Here is a 21,198-nt window from a genome sequence, read left to right as displayed (position 1 = left end):
TTCTTAAGATAGATGTGTATGGAATTATCAAGTGATATCTGACGCAACTTATAGTAATTTTGAATAATCGAAGATCCTCCAACCCCCTTAACAAGGGGGCTTTATTTTCCCCCTTAAACAGGGGGGCTAGGGGGGATCTTGCCTTAACCAAAAATTATTGTATTAGTTAGCTATGACTGAGCGATCGCAGCTAACTTTAGCAGCAGAGTCAAACAGAATTGTTGCACTACTTGCTAGAACATAATTTAGGATTGTGGCTGAATTCTAGACGAAAGGTTTGATTCACGGGAGCAGCCGACTTGGTGAAGGGATAGCGTTTGACATAGCGAATCGCAGCTTGTTGTACGGCGCTAGGACTATCTTTAGAAATCACATCGGGTCCAATAACAATTTTGCCCGTGGGATCGGTTAGTGCTGCAATAATCGCTTCGCCGCCATTGAGTTTTTTATTACATACAGGAACTCGTTTGCGGATGGGCGCAGCCGTGACAAATTGCGGATAAGCTTGTTGTACTTTTTGATACTGTTGCTGCAAGGCTTCAATTTGAGCAATTGTCTGCGTAGATCCTGATTCGGGTTTAAAGTCAGGTCGAGCGCCGATCGGTCGGGCAAGACGTTGCTGAAGTGCTGCCAAACGGGAGGCGCGATCGCTATTTGGATTTGTCGCAGGAGGGGTAGTCGGTGTGGGATTGGATGGACGCTGTTGTCGCTGTTGTAAAGAGGCTGCTAGGCGAGAGGCGCGATCGCTATTTGGATTTGTCGCAGGAGGGGGAGTCGGTGTGGGATTGGATGGACGCTGTTGTCGCTGTTGTAAAGAGGCTGCTAAGCGAGAGGCGCGTTCCTCACGTTCTTTGGCTCGTTGAACTTGCTGTTGCGCTGCTGCGTCCAAAAGTCGTTCGCGATCGCTCGTTGGGGAAGTATCGGCTTTACTGCGATTTGCTGCCAACCGTTGCGCCAGGGCATTTTGCCGTGCCATCCTTTCTTGTTGAGCGCGATCGGGCGAGTTTTTGGGAGGTTGCGCTAGTGGTGGACTAGGCTGCAAACCTTGCGTGGGAGGCAGGGGAATGGGTGGTAAGGCATTCGCTGGCGGCGCTATCTGCCGCATTTGGAGATTTTGATTTGCTTGATTTGGCTGTGGTGCTGGGGGCTGTCCAAAAGGATTTTGCGAGAGTAAATTTTGAGGTGGCGGTGGTAGAGGGACAGGCGCAGGTGGAGGTAAAGAATCGCTACTGGGCATTTGGTACATTGGCGTAGTCCCAGGCGGTGGTGGTAAAAAAGGTGATGGTGCGGGCAGAGGGGGTAAGATTTCTGACTGAAAACCCTGCGCAGGCGCAGGTGCTTGCTGTTGAGCAGTATTAACAGGCGGGATGACAGATGGATCTGCTGCTACTTGCGGTACGCGGCTTCGTTCTTCGGGAGACAACTCCACGACTCCGATACTACTCTGTAAATCAACCTCTTGCGGATCTAGCGAGACAAAAGGCAGCGCCACCAACAGTAGGGTATGAATGCCGAGCGAACCCAAAATTGCCAGTCCATTTGTCGATCGCCATGCTTCAGGTAAAGCTTGAACTAGAGAGGAGGTAGACATCAGTAATTAGGGAGTAGGGAGTAGGGAGTAGGGAGTAGGGAGCTGAGGCAGCAGAAGGGCAGAGGGGCAGAGGGAGCAAAGGGAACTGAGGAGCTAAAATAACTAACTGGTCAGGAGTCACTGGTCAGGAGTCACTGTCACCCCACAACGCCAGTTGCTCATGGGGGTTCCCCCCATGAGCAACTGGCTCCCCCACACCCTTTCTTTACTGATAACTGATAACTGATAACTGATGACTGACATGGATGACGAGTAAAGAAAAGTAGGGTAATTGTAGGTGCGGGCGATCGCTTAAATCTTTATATATCACCATATTTGGTAATGTAGCTCGTTCTACTATCCAACTGTGTTGCAGTAGGGATTTGCGCTGCAAGACTTGCCATACTTGTTCGTATACAGAACTTACTTTCATCAATACTACGACTTCTGCCCAGTCTAAAATAGATTCTAGTTCGTTGACGTTATAAATTGCTGGTAACACGACTAAACGCTCTTGGCGGACAGTTAAGGGCAGCCCTAACGCCGATGCTGCTGCCATAGGCGAGCAGACACCAGGAACGTAGTTGATGACGGCTGCGGGATACATTTGTTGCAGCGTCTGTGCTAAATAGGTAAACGTACTGTAGAAACTAATATCCCCTTCACAGGCAAAAGCCACATCTTGACCTTTCTGTAAATATTCCCAAACTTGCTTGGCGGCTAGTTGCCATGCTTTTGTCAAAACTTCAATGTCTTGCACGTAGGGAAAATCTAAGGGTAGCTGCTGTTGATCCGATCGCAGCCACGGAGCAATTATTTGTTGGGCAATGCCTGGTTTGTCTTGAATTCCTTTGGGAAAAGCAACTACGGGAGCTTGTTGCAGCGATCGCAATCCTTTGAGCGTTATCAGTTCTGGATCGCCTGGACCAACACTAACACCGTAGAGAATACCGTTCGCCATTGAGGAGTCATTTGTCGTCATTAGTCATTGGTCATTGGTCATTGGTCATTGTAGTTGAGTGGTGCGCGATCCGTGTTGAGGGTGTAGGGTGTAGGGTGTAGTGAGTGGTGCGTGGTCACTGGTCACTGGTCACTGGTCACTGACAACTGTCTATGCTTCCCACCGTCATTTTACCTGGATTTTTAGAAGCCGCGATCGCCTACCGTCCGTTGGAACAATTGTTACAACAGTCAGGCTTTCCTACCGTTACGGTTCCCTTGCAACGGCAAGATTGGTTCCCTACATTGGGAGGTAGACCAATGACTCCAATTTTGCTGCAACTGCATCGCACGGTCGAGCAAGTTTTACGCCAATACAACACAGATAAAGTAAATTTGATCGGTCATTCTGCTGGCGGCTGGATCTCGCGAATTTATTTAGGTGAAAAAGCTTACCTGGCTCGTAATGCAGCGATCGCCGCCATTCCCCCTTGGAAAGCTTACCGCTTTGTTGCCACGTTAGTCACGCTGGGAACTCCCCACATTAGCCAAGAACGCTGGACGCGCTGGAATCTCGATTTTGTCAACAATAACTATCCTGGTGCTTTTTACAGTTCCCAAGTGCGCTACGTTTGTGTTGCTGGTAAGAGCATCTTCGGACAGCGACGGCGAGGAAGCTGGCTGGCATACAGCAGCTATCGCTTGACCTGCGGACAAGGAAATTGTTGGGGTGATGGCATTACCCCAATCGCAGCAGCTCATTTAGAGGGAGCAGAAAATTTAGTGTTGGAGGGAGTCAAGCACTCTCCCAAAGCCCCTGGAATTTGGTACGGTTCGCCTCAAGTTGTACCGAGTTGGGTGTCGTATTTGGAGTAAGGGAGTAGGGAGTAGGGAGCAGGGGGAAGAGAGTTGCTCTTGAACTGAGGGAGCGACTACCAACTACCAATCACCAATTACCAATTACCGATTACCATCTCCCCCTCTAGAAAGAACTCTTCAAATGAGTGACTTGGTTAGCATCTTAAAGAAAGTACACATTTTGAGAGTACTGAGAAGCGGGAGTTATGAAGAATCTTTCCTATGAATTCGTTCTGAGACGGACGGCGACAAGACTATCTGTAGCATTGTTAACATTGTGCGCGATCGCGGCTGTGACTGGCATCTTGTTATCTTTTTATTACGAACCAGTGGCAGGTGGTGCGAATCAGGCTTTGCAATGGATCGATACGGAGATTCCTAACGGTCAAATCATTCACGGCTTACACGATTATGCCGGAACCTTACTAATTGGTGTAGCACTAATTCAAATGGTTGTGATGTTCGTAGGGAGGCAGTTTCGCCGCAGTTGGTTGACTGGCTGGATTAGCAATATTTTACTGATTCTCAACGCGATCGCCCTAGCTTGGACGGCAATGATTCTCGATTGGAGTCAAGTCGGTTACTGGCGCTTTCGGATCGAATTAAGTACCATCGAAGCCATTCCTTTTATTGGTTCTACCCTACGAGATATCATCACCGGTGGTGGTGCAGTGAATACAACTACGGTCGAACATCTCTATACCATCCACAGCTACATTATTTCCGGTAGCGCCGTATTACTGGCGATCGTTCACTTATTCGGCGTACTATGGCAGGAAAGGCAGCAAACACCTGTCGCATCTGTTACATCCGCAGAGTCAACAACGAACGCACCACGGGAATTAATCAAAAATCCCTAATTTGCCTTTTAACTTTTGCCTTGTCTACGGGTAGGTTTACCTAAAATCTTGCTCGGAATCAGAGGCATTTGCTGAAAACCTGTCCCTACGAATGCACGACTTTTGCCTTTAAATCGTAGAGACATTTTGGCTAGGAAGAGGAATTTCTTCGACTTCAGGCAGTTTTTCTAAAGCAAGGCGTTTTGTTGGTGTTGCCCCCGATAGCCGTTTCAACAGATTGGGTCTGGGATCGTGTAATAAGTAGATTAAGCGATCGCCGGGTTGCCATTGTTCTGTTGCAGGAACGACAAGTAACCGATCTTCGCGTTCTAGTAGTAATGGGACTAACTCTCCTGCCCAAATTAATGCTTGCAGATGGGCTTGTTGTAAAGCAAAGCCCGACTCGCTGAGAGTTGTCGTGCCTAATTTCACGCGATCGCTGTTAATATATTCGTTCCAAGTTTTAATCGGTATATCCGATCCAAAAGCTCGATCGATCCGATTGCGATTGGTTGAGGTACTCGCGTGTGGATTGCGGGGAAAAACAGCTAGCACTCTTGGTGGTTGAAATTCTTCCACAGCCCTTTGTGCCAAGACGTAGTTAACTTCTCCATTATTAGTCATTGCCAAAAACGTTCCCATAGAGGCTAGTCCTGCCTCTTCTAGCACTGTTGTATCTAAAGCGCTGCTAGGAAAAACTTTCAAGCTCTGTGCCTGGGCTTGCTGACACGCTACGGGATCGGTATCGATCATCGACACGGCTTCTCCCCGTTCTTGGAAGAGGCGGGCAATTAATAAACTCAAAGGGTTGCAGCCGACAATCACCACCCCAGTTGCTTGCGTAGAGCTGATTTGCAACCAATTTGCTACCCAGCCAGCAGTTAAACCCTGACAGGCGACAGTCATGATAATTGTTAAAAAGACTAATGCCTTGATCGAGTCTCCACCATTAATCCCGCGTTCGGTCAGGAAAATCGAAAATAACGAAGCGACAGAAGCGGAAACAATTCCTCTCGGCGCAACCCACGATAAAAACAGTTTTTGTCGCCAATTTAAATCGCTGTTGATCGTGCAGACACCGATATTCAAAGGACGGACGACAAACATTAACACGAGAACAGTGAATAAACTGCCCCAGCCTAAAGCAAAGATACTGGCAATGGATAAATCTGCGGCAAGCAAGATAAATAGTACTGACACGCCGAGAATCGTTAGCTGACCTTTAAATCGTCGTAATAATCGTTCTTCTGGCAAGGAAGCAGAACCCAAAACCACGCCTGCAACCACTGTCGCCATCAGTCCAGATTCGCTGCGACTGAGTTGAGCTAGGGTAAATAAACCCCATAAACCTGCTAAGACAACGAGATTTTTTAGTTCGTCAGAAATAAAGTGAGCGCGTTTGAACATGAAGGCAAGACACCAACCACCAGCAGCCCCAATGCTCCCACCAATACCTAGACGCAGCGTCAAGCCACTAATTGCCATCCAAGGGTCGGTTTCGCCATTTAAAACTGTATCGAGTACCACAACGGCGAGAATTGCCCCTACAGGGTCGATTAATACCGCTTCTCCTTCTAATAGAGTTCCTACCTGACGGTCTACTTTAATCGTGCGTAATAGTGGCGAAATTACCGTAGGACCCGTTACCACTACCAAAGAAGCATAAAGGAAAGCGATCGCCCAGGGAAACTCTCCCAGCCAATGCGCCGCCATACTCCCACCCAACAGAGTAATTAGAGTTCCCACAGTGACAAGATTTCTCAAACTACCAGAAACTTTACCCAGTTCTCGCAGTTCTAGGTTCAACCCTCCCTCAAATAGGATCACTGCGGTAGAAAGCGCCACAATTACTTCCAAACCAGCACCTAAAACTTGAGGGTGCAGCACGTTCATCCCATCAGAACCTAATAAAATCCCAAACAGTAACAAAAAGACAATGCTAGGGAGTTTGAGGTATTCTGCTATAACTTGGGCGCTAATCCCTGCAATTACAGCAATTACCATTTGCAGGGTAATTTCAAAAGATGCTTCCATATTAGAAAGTTAGCAATAGTGCTGTCCGAACCCTGGTGACGGGAGAAATCTCTAAAATAGGCGCGGCTCCATTATGCTGACAATTCTCTGCATCATCTATAGTAGTCTATAGGCAATTTGTATTTTAAAATACAAGTTGTTCTTTACGTTAAAGATAAATAGAAACACTTCATATCATAACTAGGCTAGTAACCAGGCTGTAACTGAGATATCGCACCTGCTTCTATTTTTGAATTACGATTTCGACTCGTCGATTTTTCTGCCGTCCTTCAGGATTATCCGAACCATCTGTCTTAGTATTAGCTGCAACAGGGACAGTCTCACCATATCCTCGCGTTGTCATTCGTGCTGACTCGATCCCACCCTGCTGCATCAACCAACGTTTAACTGAATTAGCACGGCGTTTGGAAAGATTTTGATTGTATGCATTATCCGCGATCGCATCTGTATGTCCGTCAATTCTGACTGAATTGTTGGCATAACGTTGAGTTAATACTGTTTCGACTTGGCGCAGTGCGACTTCTGCATCGGGACGAATATTATCTTTATCGAAGTCAAATAGCACGTCTGCTGGTAGAATAATCGCTGTTAAATCTTGATTTTCTCTCACCTGCACTCCTTTAAAGGTAATTTCTTTAAGCTTTATCGGCTTTAGTTCTACCGATCTAAATTGAATCTGTTTAAATTTGACTGGTTTAACTTCGATTGGTTTGACCTGAATAGGTTTAACCTGAATCGGCTTAACCTCAACTGGTTTAACTTCTGCCTGCCAAGCAGCGACGCTCGCCAAAGTAATTGCTGCTATGCTACCTGAAAATAGAAAAAGTCGCATTTTCTCCCCTCAAGCGAGTCAAGCGTAGCTCCTAAAAATTGCCAGCCCATTCTACTCCAACAAATTTAGCCCTCAACATTTCGGATACTGCGCAATGAATTTGTCAGTCCAGTATCATACACTACATGGCTTCCAGCCAAACCAAGAAAAAACCTCTCACCTCTGACCTCTTACCTCTCACCTCAACTGAGTAAGATAAAGAAAGATCGGTCTATTTTGTCGCGTCCATGACCTCAACTCTGCTCAAAACTCCTCCAATATCCACACCCAAACTGCACCGACTTGCTAACGGGTTAACGATTGTGGCACAGCAAATGCCTGTAGAAGCGGTTAATCTCAGTTTATGGGTTAATGTCGGTTCAGCAGTTGAATCAGATGCCATTAACGGCGTGGCTCATTTTTTAGAGCATATGGTGTTTAAAGGCACTCCACAACTGACAATGGGTGAATTCGAGCGTCGCATCGAGGCGCGGGGTGCGATCGCTAATGCTGCAACCAGTCAAGATTACACTCAGTTTTACATTACGACTGCTCCATCAGATTTTGCAGCTTTAGCACCACTGCAAATCGATATCGTCCTCAACAGTTTAATTCCCGATGATGCGTTTGAGTTGGAACGCTTAGTCGTGTTAGAAGAAATTCGTCGCTCCGATGATAATCCTCGTCGCCGGACTTTTCAACGGGCGATGGAAATAGCTTTTGACCGCTTACCCTACCGGCGCTCAGTTCTGGGTACAGTAGATGCGATCGCGCAATTACAATCGCAACAAATGCGCGACTTTCACGCTACCTGGTATCAACCCCAGTCCATCACAGCATCGGTTGTTGGTAATTTACCCGAAACAGAATTAATCGAAATCGTCGCCAATAGTTTTGCTCGGGCAGACCAAATGTCTGTACGGGCGGGTTTGTCTCATCGTCCTAGAAGCGAACAAACATCCTCTCAATTAAACCCGCCCCTACCCAATACCCCCGAACCCCCTTCACCCAAATCGTCCGCCGCGAATTCGTCGATCCCAGCTTGCAACAAGCAAGACTCGTCATGCTTTGGCGGGTTCCAGGGTTAGTACAGCTAGAGCAAACTTACGCCCTAGATGTCTTAGCGGCAATTTTGAGTCACGGGCGCACGTCCAGATTAGTGAGAGAATTGCGGGAAGAAAAGGGCTGGGTTTCCAATATTTCTGTGAGTAACTTGACACAGCACCTACAAGGGCTATTTTACGTCTCTGCCCAGATGCCAGTAGAAAACCTGGAGATGGTCGAAGCAGCGATCGCATCCCAGATCGAGAAGTTACAATCTGCTCCCGTACAGGAATCAGAAATTGCTCGGATCGGCACTCAAGTTGCCAATCGCTTTATTTTTGCTAACGAAACCCCCAGCGAACGCGCTGGTTTGTATGGCTACTATCAATCTTTAACCGGAAACTTAGCATCCGCGTTGGAGTATCCAAATAAAATTCAAGCTCTAACTGCTGCCGACTTACAAGCTGCTGCCGTGCAATATCTTTCTCCCTCGGCTTACGGTATCGTTACCACTAAACCCGAATAAGAGTATATATGTGGACGGAGATTGCCCATCATATTTCCAAAGTTTCAGGAAAAGAGTTTTTTGTCAATAGTCAGCGGACAGTAAGTGGCGGTTGCATTAACCAAGGCTACACCATTACCGATGGCGATCGCACTTACTTTGTCAAACTCAATTCCCCCTCCCAGACTGTCATGTTTGAAGCAGAGGCGCTGGGATTAAAACAAATGTCTGCTACGGCAACTATTCGCGTCCCGCAACCGATTTGCTGGGGAACAACCGATAAGTCTGCATACATTGTTTTGGAGTGGTTGGATTTAGGACGTGGAGGAACTCCAGCTTGGGCGGAAATGGGGCGACAGCTAGCAGCAATGCACGATCGCAGCAGCAGTCATGCATTTGGCTGGGAGATAAATAATACGATTGGTTCTACGCCGCAGATCAATACTTGGATGACAGATTGGGGAGAATTTTATACTCAACACCGCTTGGGCTATCAATTTCAGCTAGCCAAACGTAGAGGCGGACGCTTTCCCCAACAGGAAAAGTTACTCGCGGCAATTGGGCAGATTCTAGCAGGACATCAGCCGTCACCTTCCTTAGTCCACGGGGATTTATGGGGTGGCAATGCTGCTTTTACCACTGCTGGAGAACCCGTTATTTTCGATCCAGCAACATATTACGGCGATCGCGAAGTTGATGTTGCCATGACTGAATTATTCGGTGGTTTCCCAGCCGCTTTTTATCAGGGATATAACGAAGTTCTACCACTGAACCCTGGTTACGAACGGCGAAAAATTCTCTACAATCTGTATCACATTTTGAACCATTTCAACTTATTTGGTGGAAGTTACGAGTCTCAGGCAAATGGGGCGATCGCAAGACTTCTAGGTTGAAGGCACAAATAGCAATTAAAAGTCAGTTGACTCTCCAGCTAACTAGAGGGTTAAAAATAGTAAGTAGGGATAAATCTAGTTAGAGCGATCCCTACGAAAAAATTGACTTAGGAGACATATTATGCTAACTCAAGAGCGATCGCTACTCATCGGTCAGGTAACAGCTATGAGCGGTGTCCCAATTAGAACAATCCGCTATTATGAAACTCTGGGTCTGTTGCAATCTTCCAGCCGTACTGAAGGAGGCTTCCGGCAGTTTTCACCAGATGTCTTGACGCGGCTATCGTTCATCAAACGCGCTCAAAAACTCGGTTTGAGCTTGGAAGAAATTAAAGAAATTCTCGATGTTTATGATCGCGGCAATTTACCTTGCGGTGAAGTTAAAGAGAAATTAGAAGAGAAACTACTACAAATCGATCGCCAAATTCAGCAGTTGTTGACGTTGCAGGCTGAATTGAAGGGATTGCTCTCGGGATGGGAGCCTGTTCCAGTCCCGCAGCCTGGAACGATTTGCCCGATTATTCAAGCAGATGAAGACGATTGGAGGCTGTTAAATAACGACACTAGACGTTCCGTATGATTGAAACAACAGTTCGCGAACAATAGCTTTGATGTGATTGTATCTGCCAGTTCTTTTCACTATTTTGAAGACCCAGTAGCCGCATTAGTAGAAATGAAACGGGTGTTACAACCTCACGGTAGGGTAACGATCCTAGATTGGTGCAAAGATTATTTGTTATGTCGGCTCTGCGATCTAGTGTTGAAATTGTTCGATCCAGCTTATCAGCAATGTTATACCGAAGCCGAGTTTCATCACTTGTTAGAATTGGCAGGCTTTGAGATCTGCCGTGCTACCAAATTCCGCTTCAATGTTGTTTGGGGCATGGCGATCGCCACAGCAGAAGTTAAATCCTAGCAACAGAAGAAACCGCGATCGCTGACTGCCCGATCGAACAGACAGTTAGCAGGTGAGATTGAGATACTGTCATAATTTTCCTCCGAAAGCCTTAAAAACACAATATGAAGTAGTCATTATGCTTCTGTGGTTTCACTTTAGAAGGATAGCGAATGCGATCGCCTCTTTCTAATGGTATGGAGAAGATTTCTGACTGTAGAGATACAGCGATTTCATCCTAATTTCATCCTGGTTTTGTAATACTTGAATCTTGGTATAATTCAAACTCTTTATTGAGTGAAACCTTCATCTTACATGAGTAGTCAGATCCTTGAGTAAACGTAATAGTTGACTCTCTAGTCAGCTAGAGATTTCATAATTGAGATGGTAATTGTCAAGCAAACTCTACTATTGATGGATAGAAAATCATTTATGCAAACTAATTCTGGAAAAACCAAAGTTTTGGTACTAACTCTAACAGCGATCGCCACAATGACAATTGGTGTACTGGCTGCTAATTTTGGGATCTCGGCAAAAAACAGCCAATCTTCAAACAATACCAACGCTCATCTGAAGCAGGACATGCAACATGGTGGGGGCATGATGCAACATGGTGGGGGCATGATGCAACATGGTGGGGGCATGATGAACCACAGCATGGCAATGGATTTAGGTCCTGCCGATGCTTACTACGATCTGCGTTTTATTGATGCCATGAGATTGCACCACCGAGGCGCGATCGCGATGGCGAAAGAAGCACAGCTCAAATCGAAGCGTCCTGAGATTAAGAAATTGGCAAGCGACATTATCGTCGCCCAAAACCGCGAAGAAAACGAGCTGCTGCGGAAGTGGCGACAGCAATGGTATCCCCAAGCTAGTAAACAGCCTGTTGCCTATGGCGGTAAGGATAAACCCGTAGTCCCAATGACAAAACAACAGCAGCAAAGCATGTCAATGATGATGGACTTGGGAACTGCTGACCCTAAGTTTGACCTGCGTTTCATGGATGCCATGATTGCTCACCATGAAGGGGCAGTGATGATGGCTCAAGATGCTTCACAGAAGTCGAAGCGACCCGAAATCAAACAGCTAGCTAATGAAATTGCCACTTCACAACAAAAAGAGATTGCTCAAATGAAGCAGTGGCGCAAAGCTTGGTATAACCAGTAGCTCGCATACATTGTAGCGCTAACGTAGGGGCGCACATCTGTGCATCCCTACAGATCGTGTATCTCATCCAATTGAAAACTGTTCAAATTGAATCGGCGATCGCAATTTCATCTTGATTTCATTTGCATAGGAGAAACTAAAGACTGAGTAGTGCAGTTGTAGCACTCGTTTGCTCTGATGGTACGCGAGGACATTTCTATATAAATAATGCGCAAATCACACCTGAAGCGATCGTCTGCACCGCTTTGCCGCATATCGGGGGCGATCGTTAGCCTAGCAATCGTGATGACTCCCGTAACTGTGTTAGCTCACGGCGGACACGGAGATGAATTTCACGGCGGAAGTGAGGCAACTCAAACGACTGACTCGATTCAAGTCGATGCTGAAACTGTCAAGCGTTTGGAAATTAAAGTAGAACCAGTTAAGCGACAGCGACTAGCTGTAGGGCTACAAGCAACAGGACAAATTGAAGCTTTGCCCAATCGACAAGTAGAAGTTACGACACCGATTTCAGGAGCTAAGGTAGCCCAATTATTAGTACAACCTGGTGCTTACGTGCAAGCAGGTCAACCCGTCGCCATTTTAGCTGCTCCCGACTTAGTAGAATTGCGCGTAACTTCCCAAGAAAAGCAGGCGGAGGCACGAGCAGATTTACAAAAAGCGCAAGCAGACTTGAGATTAGCGCAACAAAACTATCAGCGTTTCTCACAAATTGCCACAGCAGAAATTGCCCAAGCACAAAGTCAAGTAAACTTTGCTCAAGAAAAATCTGACAAAGACCAAATTTTATTAAGTCAAGGTGCAATTCCCCGTCGCCAAGCTCTAGAATCTCAAACTCAGCTAGCCGAAGCCAAAGCTAAACTAACCGCAGCAGACAGCCGCCGAGATGTCATTGCAGCCGAAGCCGATCTCAAACGCGCTCAGTCATCCGTGCAAGTGGCTCAGTCCCATTTAAGTCTCAGCAACACAGCATATCAAACTCGACTACAACAACTGGGTACAAAAGCTAATGCGCAAGGACAGGTAACAGTTACAGCTCCTATTTCAGGTAGAGTTGCCGATCGCGAAGTCAGTCTCGGTCAATCCTTCGAGGATGCAGGTGGCAAGTTGATGACAATCGTTAACGACAGTCGAGTTTATGCCACAGCCAACATTTATGAAAAAGATTTAAATAAAGTCAAAAACGGTCAACCAGTCAGAGTTACAGTTGCTTCTATGCCTAACCGAACTTTCACTGGACGAGTTGCTGTTATCGGTTCGGTGGTGGAAGGCGAAACGCGGGTAGTCCCTGTCAAAGCCGAGATCGATAACTCTGGCGGAGTCCTGAAACCAGGGATGTTTGCCCAACTAGAAGTACTCGCAGACAGGACAGCGACAGCTCTGGCAATTCCTAGCTCAGCTGTGGTAGAGGCAAACGGCAAACACATGGTTTACATCCAAAATGGGAATGCCTATCAACCAGTAGAAGTGATTTTAGGTCAGACCATTGGGGATACGATTGAGGTCAAAAGCGGGTTGTTTGAGGGGGATGCGATCGTCACTCAACGCGCGCCTCAACTATACGCACAGTCTTTACGGGGAGGTGGAAAAGCAGGGGAGCAGGGGAGCAGGGGAGCAGAGGGAGAAAAAACTTCTGCCTCTACAACAACAGGATGGCAATTGCCTGGGTGGTTGATAGGAGCAACAGGGGGATTGGTAATTGGTACTGCTGCTTTTGCGGCAGGTGCTTTTTGGTCTAGTCGTCGTACCAAGTCTCAGTTTGTGCCACCATCTACAGGATTTGCTGACGAAGTGAATGAGTATCGAAATGGTAAAAGTTCTAGCAGATCGACCGATCCTGCATCCGAACCAAGCGAGAGCGGAGAGTCTGTTTTTGGTGACGAATCAAATTCGATGAACGACAACCATCACATGAGAAGCCAGCAGTCAGAGATCGGAGATTGGAAGTAAAGATATTTTTGGTAAGTCAATGCTCAATTCCATTCTGAAGTGGTCGATCGTTCAACGCTGGCTGGTTGTTCTGGGAGCAATTATTGTCACCATACTAGGAATTTACAATTTAAGGCAGATGCCCTTAGATGTTTTTCCTAACTTTGCACCACCCCAAGTTGAAATTCAAACAGAAGCACCAGGACTAGCTCCTGAAGAAGTCGAATCTTTAGTTACATTACCAATTGAAAGTGCCATCAATGGTACGCCTGGAGTGACGACAGTACGCTCTTCTTCGGCAGTTGGTATATCTGTTGTCAAGGTTATCTTCAATTGGGACACTGATGTATTTCAAGCTCGCCAGTTGGTGACAGAACGATTGCAACAAGCCCAAAGTAAGCTACCTCAGAACATCGAGCCACCGCAAATTTCTCCCACTAGCTCTCCGATTGGCACGGTGTTGCAATATGCGTTTACTGCCGAGACGACACCACTGATGGAAGTCAGGCGGCTGGTCGATCGCGATATTACTAACCGCCTGCTGGCAGTACCAGGGGTTTCCCAAGTCATTGCTTATGGGGGAGATATTCGTCAGTATCAAGTGTTACTTGACCCTGCCAAGTTAAAAGCCTTTAACGTGTCTTTGGCAGAAGTTACCGAAGCAGCACGAGCGGCGAATACCAATGCTGCTGGCGGCTTTCTTGTCAACCCAGATCGAGAATTATTAATTCGGGGCATCGGGCGAATTTCATCCATCGAGGAGTTAAAACAATCTATCGTTACCGCCCGTAACGGCAAACCCGTATTACTCAGTGATGTAGCCGACGTACAAATCGGCGCAGCCTTGCAACGGGGTGATGGCAGTTTGAACGGTCAGCGAGCTGTTGTCGTGATGGTTAACAAGCAACCTCAAGCTGATACTCCGACCGTGACAAAAGCGATTGAAGCAGCGATCGCAGATATTCAGCCTAGCCTACCCAAAGATGTTAAAGTAACCGTTTCTTTTCGCCAGCAAAACTTCATCGACGATGCGATTAAAAATGTTGAAGATTCCCTGCACGATGGCATCATTATTGTTTCCATTATTCTGGTGCTGTTTTTGATGAATTGGCGTACTGCCGTCATTACTCTGTGCGCCATTCCTTTATCAATACTGATTGGACTACTGATTTTGAATTGGTTTGGGCAAGGCATCAACACGATGACTTTGGGAGGACTAGCGGTAGCGATTGGCTCGGTGGTGGATGACTCAATTGTGGACATGGAAAATGCCTACCGAGGGTTGCGGAAAAACCAGTTAGCAGGAAATCCGGTTCATCCGTTTCAAGTGGTCTACGATACTTCAGTAGAAGTGCGCGTGAGCGTGCTATTTTCCACAGTCATTATCGCTGTGATTTTTGCCCCAATTTTTACGCTGACTGGAGTAGAGGGTCGAATTTTTGCTCCAATGGGTGTAGCTTACTTAGTCTCTATTTTTGCTTCAACTCTAGTAGCAATGACGCTCTCGCCAGCCTTGTGTGCCATCTTGTTAGCTAACCGCCGATTACCAGAGGATGAAACGTGGATTTCGCGCTGGTTTCAACGGTTATACCGTCCGCTACTCAGATTTTCCATTCGCGTTCCGAGTGTTATTTTGACGATCGCAGTTGCTTTGTTTGTCGCCTCCGCGATCGTTCTACCGTCACTAGGACGAGTGTTTTTACCGGAATTTCAAGAGCGATCGCTCGTCAATTCTATGTTGCTGTATCCTGGTGTTTCTTTGGAAGTCACAAACAAGTCGGGGATGGCAATTCAAGAGGCGCTTAAAGGCGATCCTCGGATTGAGTCCGTGCAGTTACGCTCTGGACGTGCGCCTGGAGATGCAGATGCGGGTGGTGTCAACTTGGGACACGTAGATATAGAAATTAGCGATGAAGGAATGAAAGATCGAGCAGCGACCATCGAAAAGATTAGAGCCGAATTTGCAAAATTACCAGGTGTTGCTCCTAGTATTGGTGGTTTTATTTCTCATCGCATGGATGAGGTATTATCTGGAGTAAGAAGTGCGATCGCCGTGAAAATTTTTGGTCCCGAACTGGATGCATTACGCAGTATTGGTGCTGAAGTTCAGACAACAATGAGCAACGTCCAGGGGATCGTAGATTTGCAGCTAGAACCCCAAGTTCCAATTAAGCAGGTGCAGATTCAATTCGATCGCCCTGCTGCTGCTCGTTACGGTCTTTCCGTTGGCAAGCTATCAGAGGCGATCGAAACTGCCTTAAATGGACGAGTCGTTTCTCAAGTATTGCAAGAACAACAGTTATTCGACTTATTAGTATGGTTAAAACAGAGCGAGCGCAATAACTTAGAAACTATCAGAAATTTATTAGTCGATACTCCCAACGGACAAAAAATTCCTCTGGCATCTGTTGCTAAAATCGACTACAGTACTGGTCCCAATACCATTAATCGGGAAAATGTATCGCGATTAATTGTTGTCTCTGCTAATGTATCCGGTTGAGATTTAGGTTCTGTTATTGAAGATATTCGCACTAATATTAAACAGCAAGTGCAACTGCCGTCTAGCTATTTTGTTCAATACGGTGGTCAGTTTGAATCAGAGCAACGAGCTACTCAAAACTTACTCCTATTTGGTGGTTTAGCTATTGTCATCATTGCAATTTTAATGTACTTTGCTGTCAAGTCCATATCTGCCATGTTGATGATTCTAATTAACCTACCCTTGGCTTTGGTAGGAGGCATTTTTTCTGTGGCTTTGGGTGGTGGTGTTATTTCTGTGGCTTCAACGATCGGATTTATCACTTTATTTGGAGTTGCCACGCGCAACGGCTTGCTGTTAGTTGAAAACTACAACGCCAAGTTAGCAAAGGGAATGTCGTTGCAGTCCGTTCTATTTGAGGGTTCTATGGAACGACTAGCAGCTATTTTAATGACAGCACTTACATCAGCATTAGGCATGGTTCCGCTGGTTATTGGTAGTGGAGCAGGTAAGGAAATTTTGCAACCTTTAGCGATCGTGGTGTTGGGTGGATTATTTACTTCTACAGCATTAACCCTGCTAGTTCTTCCAGCTTTATATGCTCAATTTGGTAAATTTTTGGTTCCCAAAAAGTTTGAGTCAGTGCAAGATTTGGGGACAACTCAAGGTTCTGTCACGTAGAAGCGCGATCGCGCAACTTTATGCTTTCGGTTCGTATTGGTTTTTCACGGATCTTATTAATTAGAGTTAACCCATGAAATTATCTAATTCAAACTTATTTGCTGTGGTTATTACAGGAATCCTTTTTTTAGAAACTTATTATGGCAGCTCAAGAGTTATAGCTTCAGAAGTCGCTTCAAACACAGAATTCACAAGTGAGAAAACCAGCACAACTAAAGATAGTAAAAGTAAAAAAGGTGGTCAAGTTGTAGAATCAGGAGCTTATCACTTAGAGTTAGTCACTCTGAAAGAAGATAAGGGAACGCATTTAGATTTCTATCTGCAAAGAGGAGATAGTCACGCAGCAATTCCCAATGCTAAAGTGACCGCTCAAATTCAAATGCCCGATGGTACGCAGAAAACACTTCCGTTTCAGTATGACACTAAGGGTCAACACTACACGGCTTTGCTTGCGGGAAACAAAACTGGTCAATATCAATTGAAAATGACTGCTGATATTAAAGGTGAAAAAGTCAACGGGCGTTTTAGTTTCAAGCAGTAATTTGTATGCAACAGTATGAGAGTGCTACTAGTTGAAGACGAACCAGACTTAGGAACTGCCATCAAGCGCACCTTAAACCAAGAAAAATATGTGGTTGACTTGGTTTTCAACGGTACGGAAGCTTGGGATTACTTAGAAAACCAGCAGATGCAGTATACGCTAGCTATCTTTGACTGGTTATTACCTGGCATGTCAGGTAAGACCTTTGTAAGCGGTTAAGGAGGCAAAACAGCCCGCTACCAGTGTTAATGCTAACTGCCAAAGATAGCGTTGAAGATAGAGTTGCTGGCTTGAGTGCAGGGGCAGATGATTATTTAGTAAAGCCATTTAGTATGGCGGAACTGCTAGCAAGAGTTAAGGCACTCCATCGGCGATCGCCTCAACTTCAACCCCAACAACTACAAGCAGGTAATTTAATTTTGGACTACGATACCCGCAGTGTCTATCGTCTCGAACGATCTGGTGGTAAGCAGTTAGTTGCATTAACGAATAAAGAGTTTCAGCTGCTAGAGTATTTCATGAAGCATCCCAATTGGATTGTCACCAGCGAGCAGATCCGCAATCAACTGTGGGAAGTCACGGCGGATACGACAAGTAACGTTGTCGCAGCTCAAATTCGCCTGCTCAGACGACGATTAGCAGTAGTGGATAGCGATCGCGCGATCGAAACGGTCTCTGGTAGAGGCTATCGCCTGAATATTGCCAATGCAGCAAAATAAGCTTTTTTCTCAAACTCGCTGGCAACTTGTCATTTGGTATGCGTCTGTCATGAGCTTTATTCTCGGTTTGCTTGGCTTTGGAGTCGATCGGGCAATCATCCACGCTCATTGGCAAACTCTTAACCGAGAGATAGAAGTTGTCGTTGGTACGCTACATGACGATGTTGAGAAAGATTTACGACAACCAGGACGTTTAGAGCCAATAATTCAACAGCTTTTGCCACAAATACCACAGACGGACAAACACCATATTTTGGGGGCAATTCACCAGGGCGACTACTATGCTAGATTTTTAAGTCTTTCGGGAGAGAATGTCGCTTTTTTAGGTTTCCTACCAGATGGTTTACCTTTAACGCCGGGAGAACCGATGTGGCAAACTCTAACCGACAGCAAAGGAAATCGCTACCACCAAATTTCTCTGTCGCTGCATACTCAAGACAATCGCCCTTGGGGATACATCCAAGTGGGACGCAGCCTCAGCGATGTTGACGCTTATTTAGCTAATGTCAAGTTAGTGTTGTGGCTGGGGTTGCCGATCGCCATCATGCTCGTAGCGGTTTCGAGTTGGTGGCTGGCAGGTAGAGCCATGCAGCCAGTATACCAGTCCTATCAACAGATTCAACAGTTTACGGCTGATGCCGCTCACGAGCTGCGAACTCCACTAGCTGCACTGGCAGCAACCGTTGAATCGGCACTGCGATCGCCCCATTTGCCGGAACCAGAAGCACGCGAGATTTTGCAAACCGTCAACCGCCAGAACCAACGACTCACGGCATTAGTTGCAGATTTGCTACTCCTATCGCGCATGGAGCGTCAATCTTTACCAGTGCGATATCAACTTTGTTGTCTTAACGATATTATTAGCGATTTGGTAGAAGAACTGGAATCTCTGGCGCTTGCCGCAGCAGTCACGCTGAAAGCTGAAATTAAAGCCTATAAGCCATTACAGATCGTCGGGGATGAAGAACAAATGTATCGTCTGGTGACTAACTTGATGGTTAATGCCATTCAATACACCCCTACAGGCGGTTGTGTTAGGGCGATTTTGGACAAAGAGGACGATCGCGCCATCATTCGAGTTACAGATACAGGTATCGGGATTGCTCCAGAACATCAGCAGCGGATTTTCGATCGCTTTTATCGCGTGAATAGCGATCGCTCCAGAATGACTGGCGGTTCTGGTTTGGGATTGGCGATCGCCATTGCGATCGTTCAAGCACACAAGGGAAGCTTGGAGGTACACAGCGAGTTGGGCAAAGGCAGTACCTTCACCGTTCGATTACCACTAGGAGTTGCGACACTGTAGGGAGCGCACGAGCAGATATACAACCTCCCAATTACGATTTGCCGTCACCTGAAGTATGGGAATGGCGATCGCTGCCATTATTGTGCCAACGTGTCAGCATCTGAGTTAAAGCTGACTCGACTTGTGGTGAAAGTCCCACCGTTCCAGAACGCAAATGGAGATCGCGTTGTGGAAAAGGGATCTCAATTTCTCTTTGGTTCAGCACGTTGTAGATTTGATAGTACAGATCGCTAGTGAGTAAAAATTGCCGTTCCGGTTCCTTCGTCCAGACTAATAATTCAAAATCTAGGGCGCTGTCGCCAAAGCTTTTAAATAGCACTTGGGGTGGGGGAGACTTTAACACCTTGGGATGGGTGCGAGCTGCTTCTAGCAAAGCGGCTTCTACAGCTTTGGCATCGCAACCATAGGCAACGCCAACGGGGAGATGGAGGCGCGAGATCGGGTTATGGTGGCTCCAGTTAATCACTTCATTTTCGAGAAAGCGGGAATTCGGCACGATGATCGAAACGCGATCGAGGGTGCGAATTTCAGTGCTTCTGGCTCCAATCCGCTCGACAGTCCCTTTATAATCTCCCACTTCGACAAAATCTCCTACCTGAATCGGGCGCTCGAACACCAATACGATCCCGCTACCGAAGTTTTTGGCAATATCTTGCAAGCCGAAACCAATCCCCACACTTAAGGCACTGGCAACGATCGCTAAAGAACTAATATCAAGTCCCCAAACTTGCAACAATACCAGCGAGCCAACAAAGATCAGACCGTATTTTGCCAGAATAGCGATCGCTTCCTGAGCGCCGCGATTGATGCCAGCATACCGCAGCACGCGAGAGCGAAACAGATTGGTGACAATTCCAGCAAAGATGACTAAGCCAAACAGCAATCCGGCTAAAATTACCAAGTCGATGACGGAGTAAGAGTTATTGCTCAGTGTCAGAATGGGTGATGCCAGACTAGTCGTAAGAACGTTAGCAATTTGGTAACTCCACTGTCGCGTAAAGGGAAACAAGTTCGTGATGTAAAGGACAACCCCTACCCAAAGTCCAATCCGCGCGATCGCTAACACGAGTTTGAACAAAAATTCTAATATTCGTAGTGGTTGGCGATCGGCATCAGCTTCCGTACTAGCAGATAATTGCTCTTGAGCCGCTTGAAAGAAACGATGCTTAATCCATCCCAGTCCCCACGTTAAAGCAGCAGCTGTCAGGACAATTCCTGCTGCTAAAAGAATAGTTTGCCAAAGATAAGCTGTCGTTCTTTCCGTTTTTGCTCGCTCTAATGCCTCCTGAATTTGCTGCACCAATTGACTTGCTTGCTCTTGTGGCGTGCTACCTGGAATTGCATCTCGTTCTGTAACTGTCAGCAGGTAGCGATCGTTTAATAAAATTGTCGGTAACTGGTTGCGTTGTTCGACTTCTACTTGGATTGATCGGTCGGCTTGAACTACATTTTGTAGTTGTTTGGCGATCGCTTCTGCTCGTTCCCGCGCGCTATATTGTCCCGAACTGCTGACTTGAAAGATTGGTTCTCCATCTAGTACGACAGGGACTTTTGCAGGTGTTTGGGCGATCGCGGGAAACCACAATCCCAAAGCTAAAACTATAGCAATTGCACTTATAAAGATAGATATGAGTCGGAAACGGCGATAAAGAACCATGTAAATTATCGAGTAATTTGGTCAATTGAAACTGAGGAATATTACTTCTAAGCAATTTATTGGGCGATCGTTTGATACACTCGAATGAGTATTTTTTACACAAAAAATCTATACTACTGTTTAATTAATGACATCTTCCTTGAGAAAGACAGTACAAATTTTATCTAATAAAAATAGCTCTTGTAGTTTTTCTAGGCTGGATGAGCGGGTGAGTGCGATCGCGTAAATTCACTCAGATAAAAGTTTAAAATTTCCCTGATAAAAAGCTTGGAGGCTGCGACGTTTGCTAAAATTAATACTTGGCTATTATTAAAACCGGAGTTTTCAT

13 protein-coding genes and 4 pseudogenes are annotated in these 21,198 nt (G+C 46.2%); 12 read left to right on the top strand and 5 right to left on the bottom strand.

Going from position 1 to position 21,198, the window contains the following annotated elements; translation table 11 throughout:
• Positions 1-226: 226 nt before the first annotated feature.
• Together N4J56_RS05170 and N4J56_RS05165 are read right to left on the bottom strand one after the other, a co-directional pair.
• The gene (locus tag N4J56_RS05170; RefSeq protein ID WP_317105477.1) at positions 227-1,591 is read right to left on the bottom strand and encodes a hypothetical protein; all 1,365 of its coding nucleotides are present in this window, start codon (positions 1,589-1,591) and stop codon (positions 227-229) included.
• A gap of 205 nt (positions 1,592-1,796) precedes the next feature.
• A complete protein-coding gene (locus N4J56_RS05165; RefSeq protein WP_410500423.1) occupies positions 1,797-2,531 on the bottom strand; it encodes a precorrin-2 C(20)-methyltransferase in 735 nt (244 codons plus the stop codon).
• A 152-nt stretch (positions 2,532-2,683) separates the two neighbouring features.
• Between N4J56_RS05165 and N4J56_RS05160 the strand changes: the two genes are divergently transcribed.
• Positions 2,684-3,385, top strand: a complete 702-nt coding sequence (locus tag N4J56_RS05160) for a lipase (RefSeq protein ID WP_317105475.1) — start codon at positions 2,684-2,686, stop codon at positions 3,383-3,385.
• A 188-nt stretch (positions 3,386-3,573) separates the two neighbouring features.
• Positions 3,574-4,227 carry a cytochrome b N-terminal domain-containing protein gene (locus N4J56_RS05155; RefSeq protein WP_317105474.1) on the top strand — a complete coding sequence of 218 codons (654 nt, stop codon included), beginning with the start codon at positions 3,574-3,576 and terminating at the stop codon, positions 4,225-4,227.
• A gap of 108 nt (positions 4,228-4,335) precedes the next feature.
• On the opposite strand, the gene N4J56_RS05150 is transcribed toward N4J56_RS05155, so the two are convergent.
• Positions 4,336-6,240, bottom strand: a complete 1,905-nt coding sequence (locus tag N4J56_RS05150) for a cation:proton antiporter (protein ID WP_317105473.1) — start codon at positions 6,238-6,240, stop codon at positions 4,336-4,338.
• A gap of 223 nt (positions 6,241-6,463) precedes the next feature.
• Entirely contained in the window at positions 6,464-7,072 is a 609-nt protein-coding gene (locus tag N4J56_RS05145; RefSeq protein WP_317105472.1) for an OmpA family protein, read from the bottom strand.
• A 227-nt stretch (positions 7,073-7,299) separates the two neighbouring features.
• Between N4J56_RS05145 and N4J56_RS40770 the strand changes: the two are divergent.
• The 10 genes and pseudogenes from N4J56_RS40770 (at position 7,300) to rppB (ending at position 19,213) form a co-directional block, all read left to right on the top strand.
• Positions 7,300-8,621, top strand: a pseudogene (locus N4J56_RS40770) (M16 family metallopeptidase).
• Positions 8,622-8,629: 8 nt separating this feature from the next.
• Positions 8,630-9,493 carry a fructosamine kinase family protein gene (locus N4J56_RS05130; protein ID WP_317105470.1) on the top strand — a complete coding sequence of 288 codons (864 nt, stop codon included), beginning with the start codon at positions 8,630-8,632 and terminating at the stop codon, positions 9,491-9,493.
• 121 nt (positions 9,494-9,614) lie between these two features.
• A complete protein-coding gene (locus N4J56_RS05125) occupies positions 9,615-10,073 on the top strand; it encodes a heavy metal-responsive transcriptional regulator (RefSeq protein ID WP_317105469.1) in 459 nt (152 codons plus the stop codon).
• A 12-nt stretch (positions 10,074-10,085) separates the two neighbouring features.
• A pseudogene (locus tag N4J56_RS05120) lies at positions 10,086-10,409 on the top strand (class I SAM-dependent methyltransferase); the annotation flags it as partial.
• A 411-nt stretch (positions 10,410-10,820) separates the two neighbouring features.
• Complete coding sequence (locus tag N4J56_RS05115) at positions 10,821-11,558, top strand: DUF305 domain-containing protein (protein ID WP_317105467.1); 738 nt, start codon at positions 10,821-10,823, stop codon at positions 11,556-11,558.
• 207 nt (positions 11,559-11,765) lie between these two features.
• The gene (locus tag N4J56_RS05110; protein ID WP_317105466.1) at positions 11,766-13,508 is read left to right on the top strand and encodes an efflux RND transporter periplasmic adaptor subunit; all 1,743 of its coding nucleotides are present in this window, start codon (positions 11,766-11,768) and stop codon (positions 13,506-13,508) included.
• A 19-nt stretch (positions 13,509-13,527) separates the two neighbouring features.
• Positions 13,528-16,647: pseudogene (locus tag N4J56_RS05105) on the top strand (efflux RND transporter permease subunit).
• Positions 16,648-16,720: 73 nt separating this feature from the next.
• Positions 16,721-17,188, top strand: coding sequence for a hypothetical protein (locus tag N4J56_RS05100; RefSeq protein WP_317105465.1), 468 nt, complete (start codon positions 16,721-16,723; stop codon positions 17,186-17,188).
• 15 nt (positions 17,189-17,203) lie between these two features.
• A pseudogene (gene rppA, locus N4J56_RS05090) lies at positions 17,204-17,907 on the top strand (two-component system response regulator RppA).
• Complete coding sequence (rppB, locus tag N4J56_RS05085; RefSeq protein WP_317105462.1) at positions 17,894-19,213, top strand: two-component system sensor histidine kinase RppB; 1,320 nt, start codon at positions 17,894-17,896, stop codon at positions 19,211-19,213. Before rppA ends, rppB begins: the two are co-directional and overlap by 14 nt.
• Positions 19,214-19,244: 31 nt before the next feature.
• Here rppB and N4J56_RS05080 read toward each other — a convergent pair whose 3' ends face one another.
• Complete coding sequence (locus tag N4J56_RS05080) at positions 19,245-20,870, bottom strand: mechanosensitive ion channel family protein (protein WP_317105461.1); 1,626 nt, start codon at positions 20,868-20,870, stop codon at positions 19,245-19,247.
• Positions 20,871-21,198: the final 328 nt, after the last annotated feature.

Origin of the sequence: Chroococcidiopsis sp. SAG 2025, from assembly GCF_032860985.1 — a bacterium.
In the GTDB taxonomy this organism is placed as follows: domain Bacteria; phylum Cyanobacteriota; class Cyanobacteriia; order Cyanobacteriales; family Chroococcidiopsidaceae; genus Chroococcidiopsis.
Note: the sequence above shows the minus strand (reverse complement) of the source record. Positions and strands in the feature narration are given on the sequence as shown.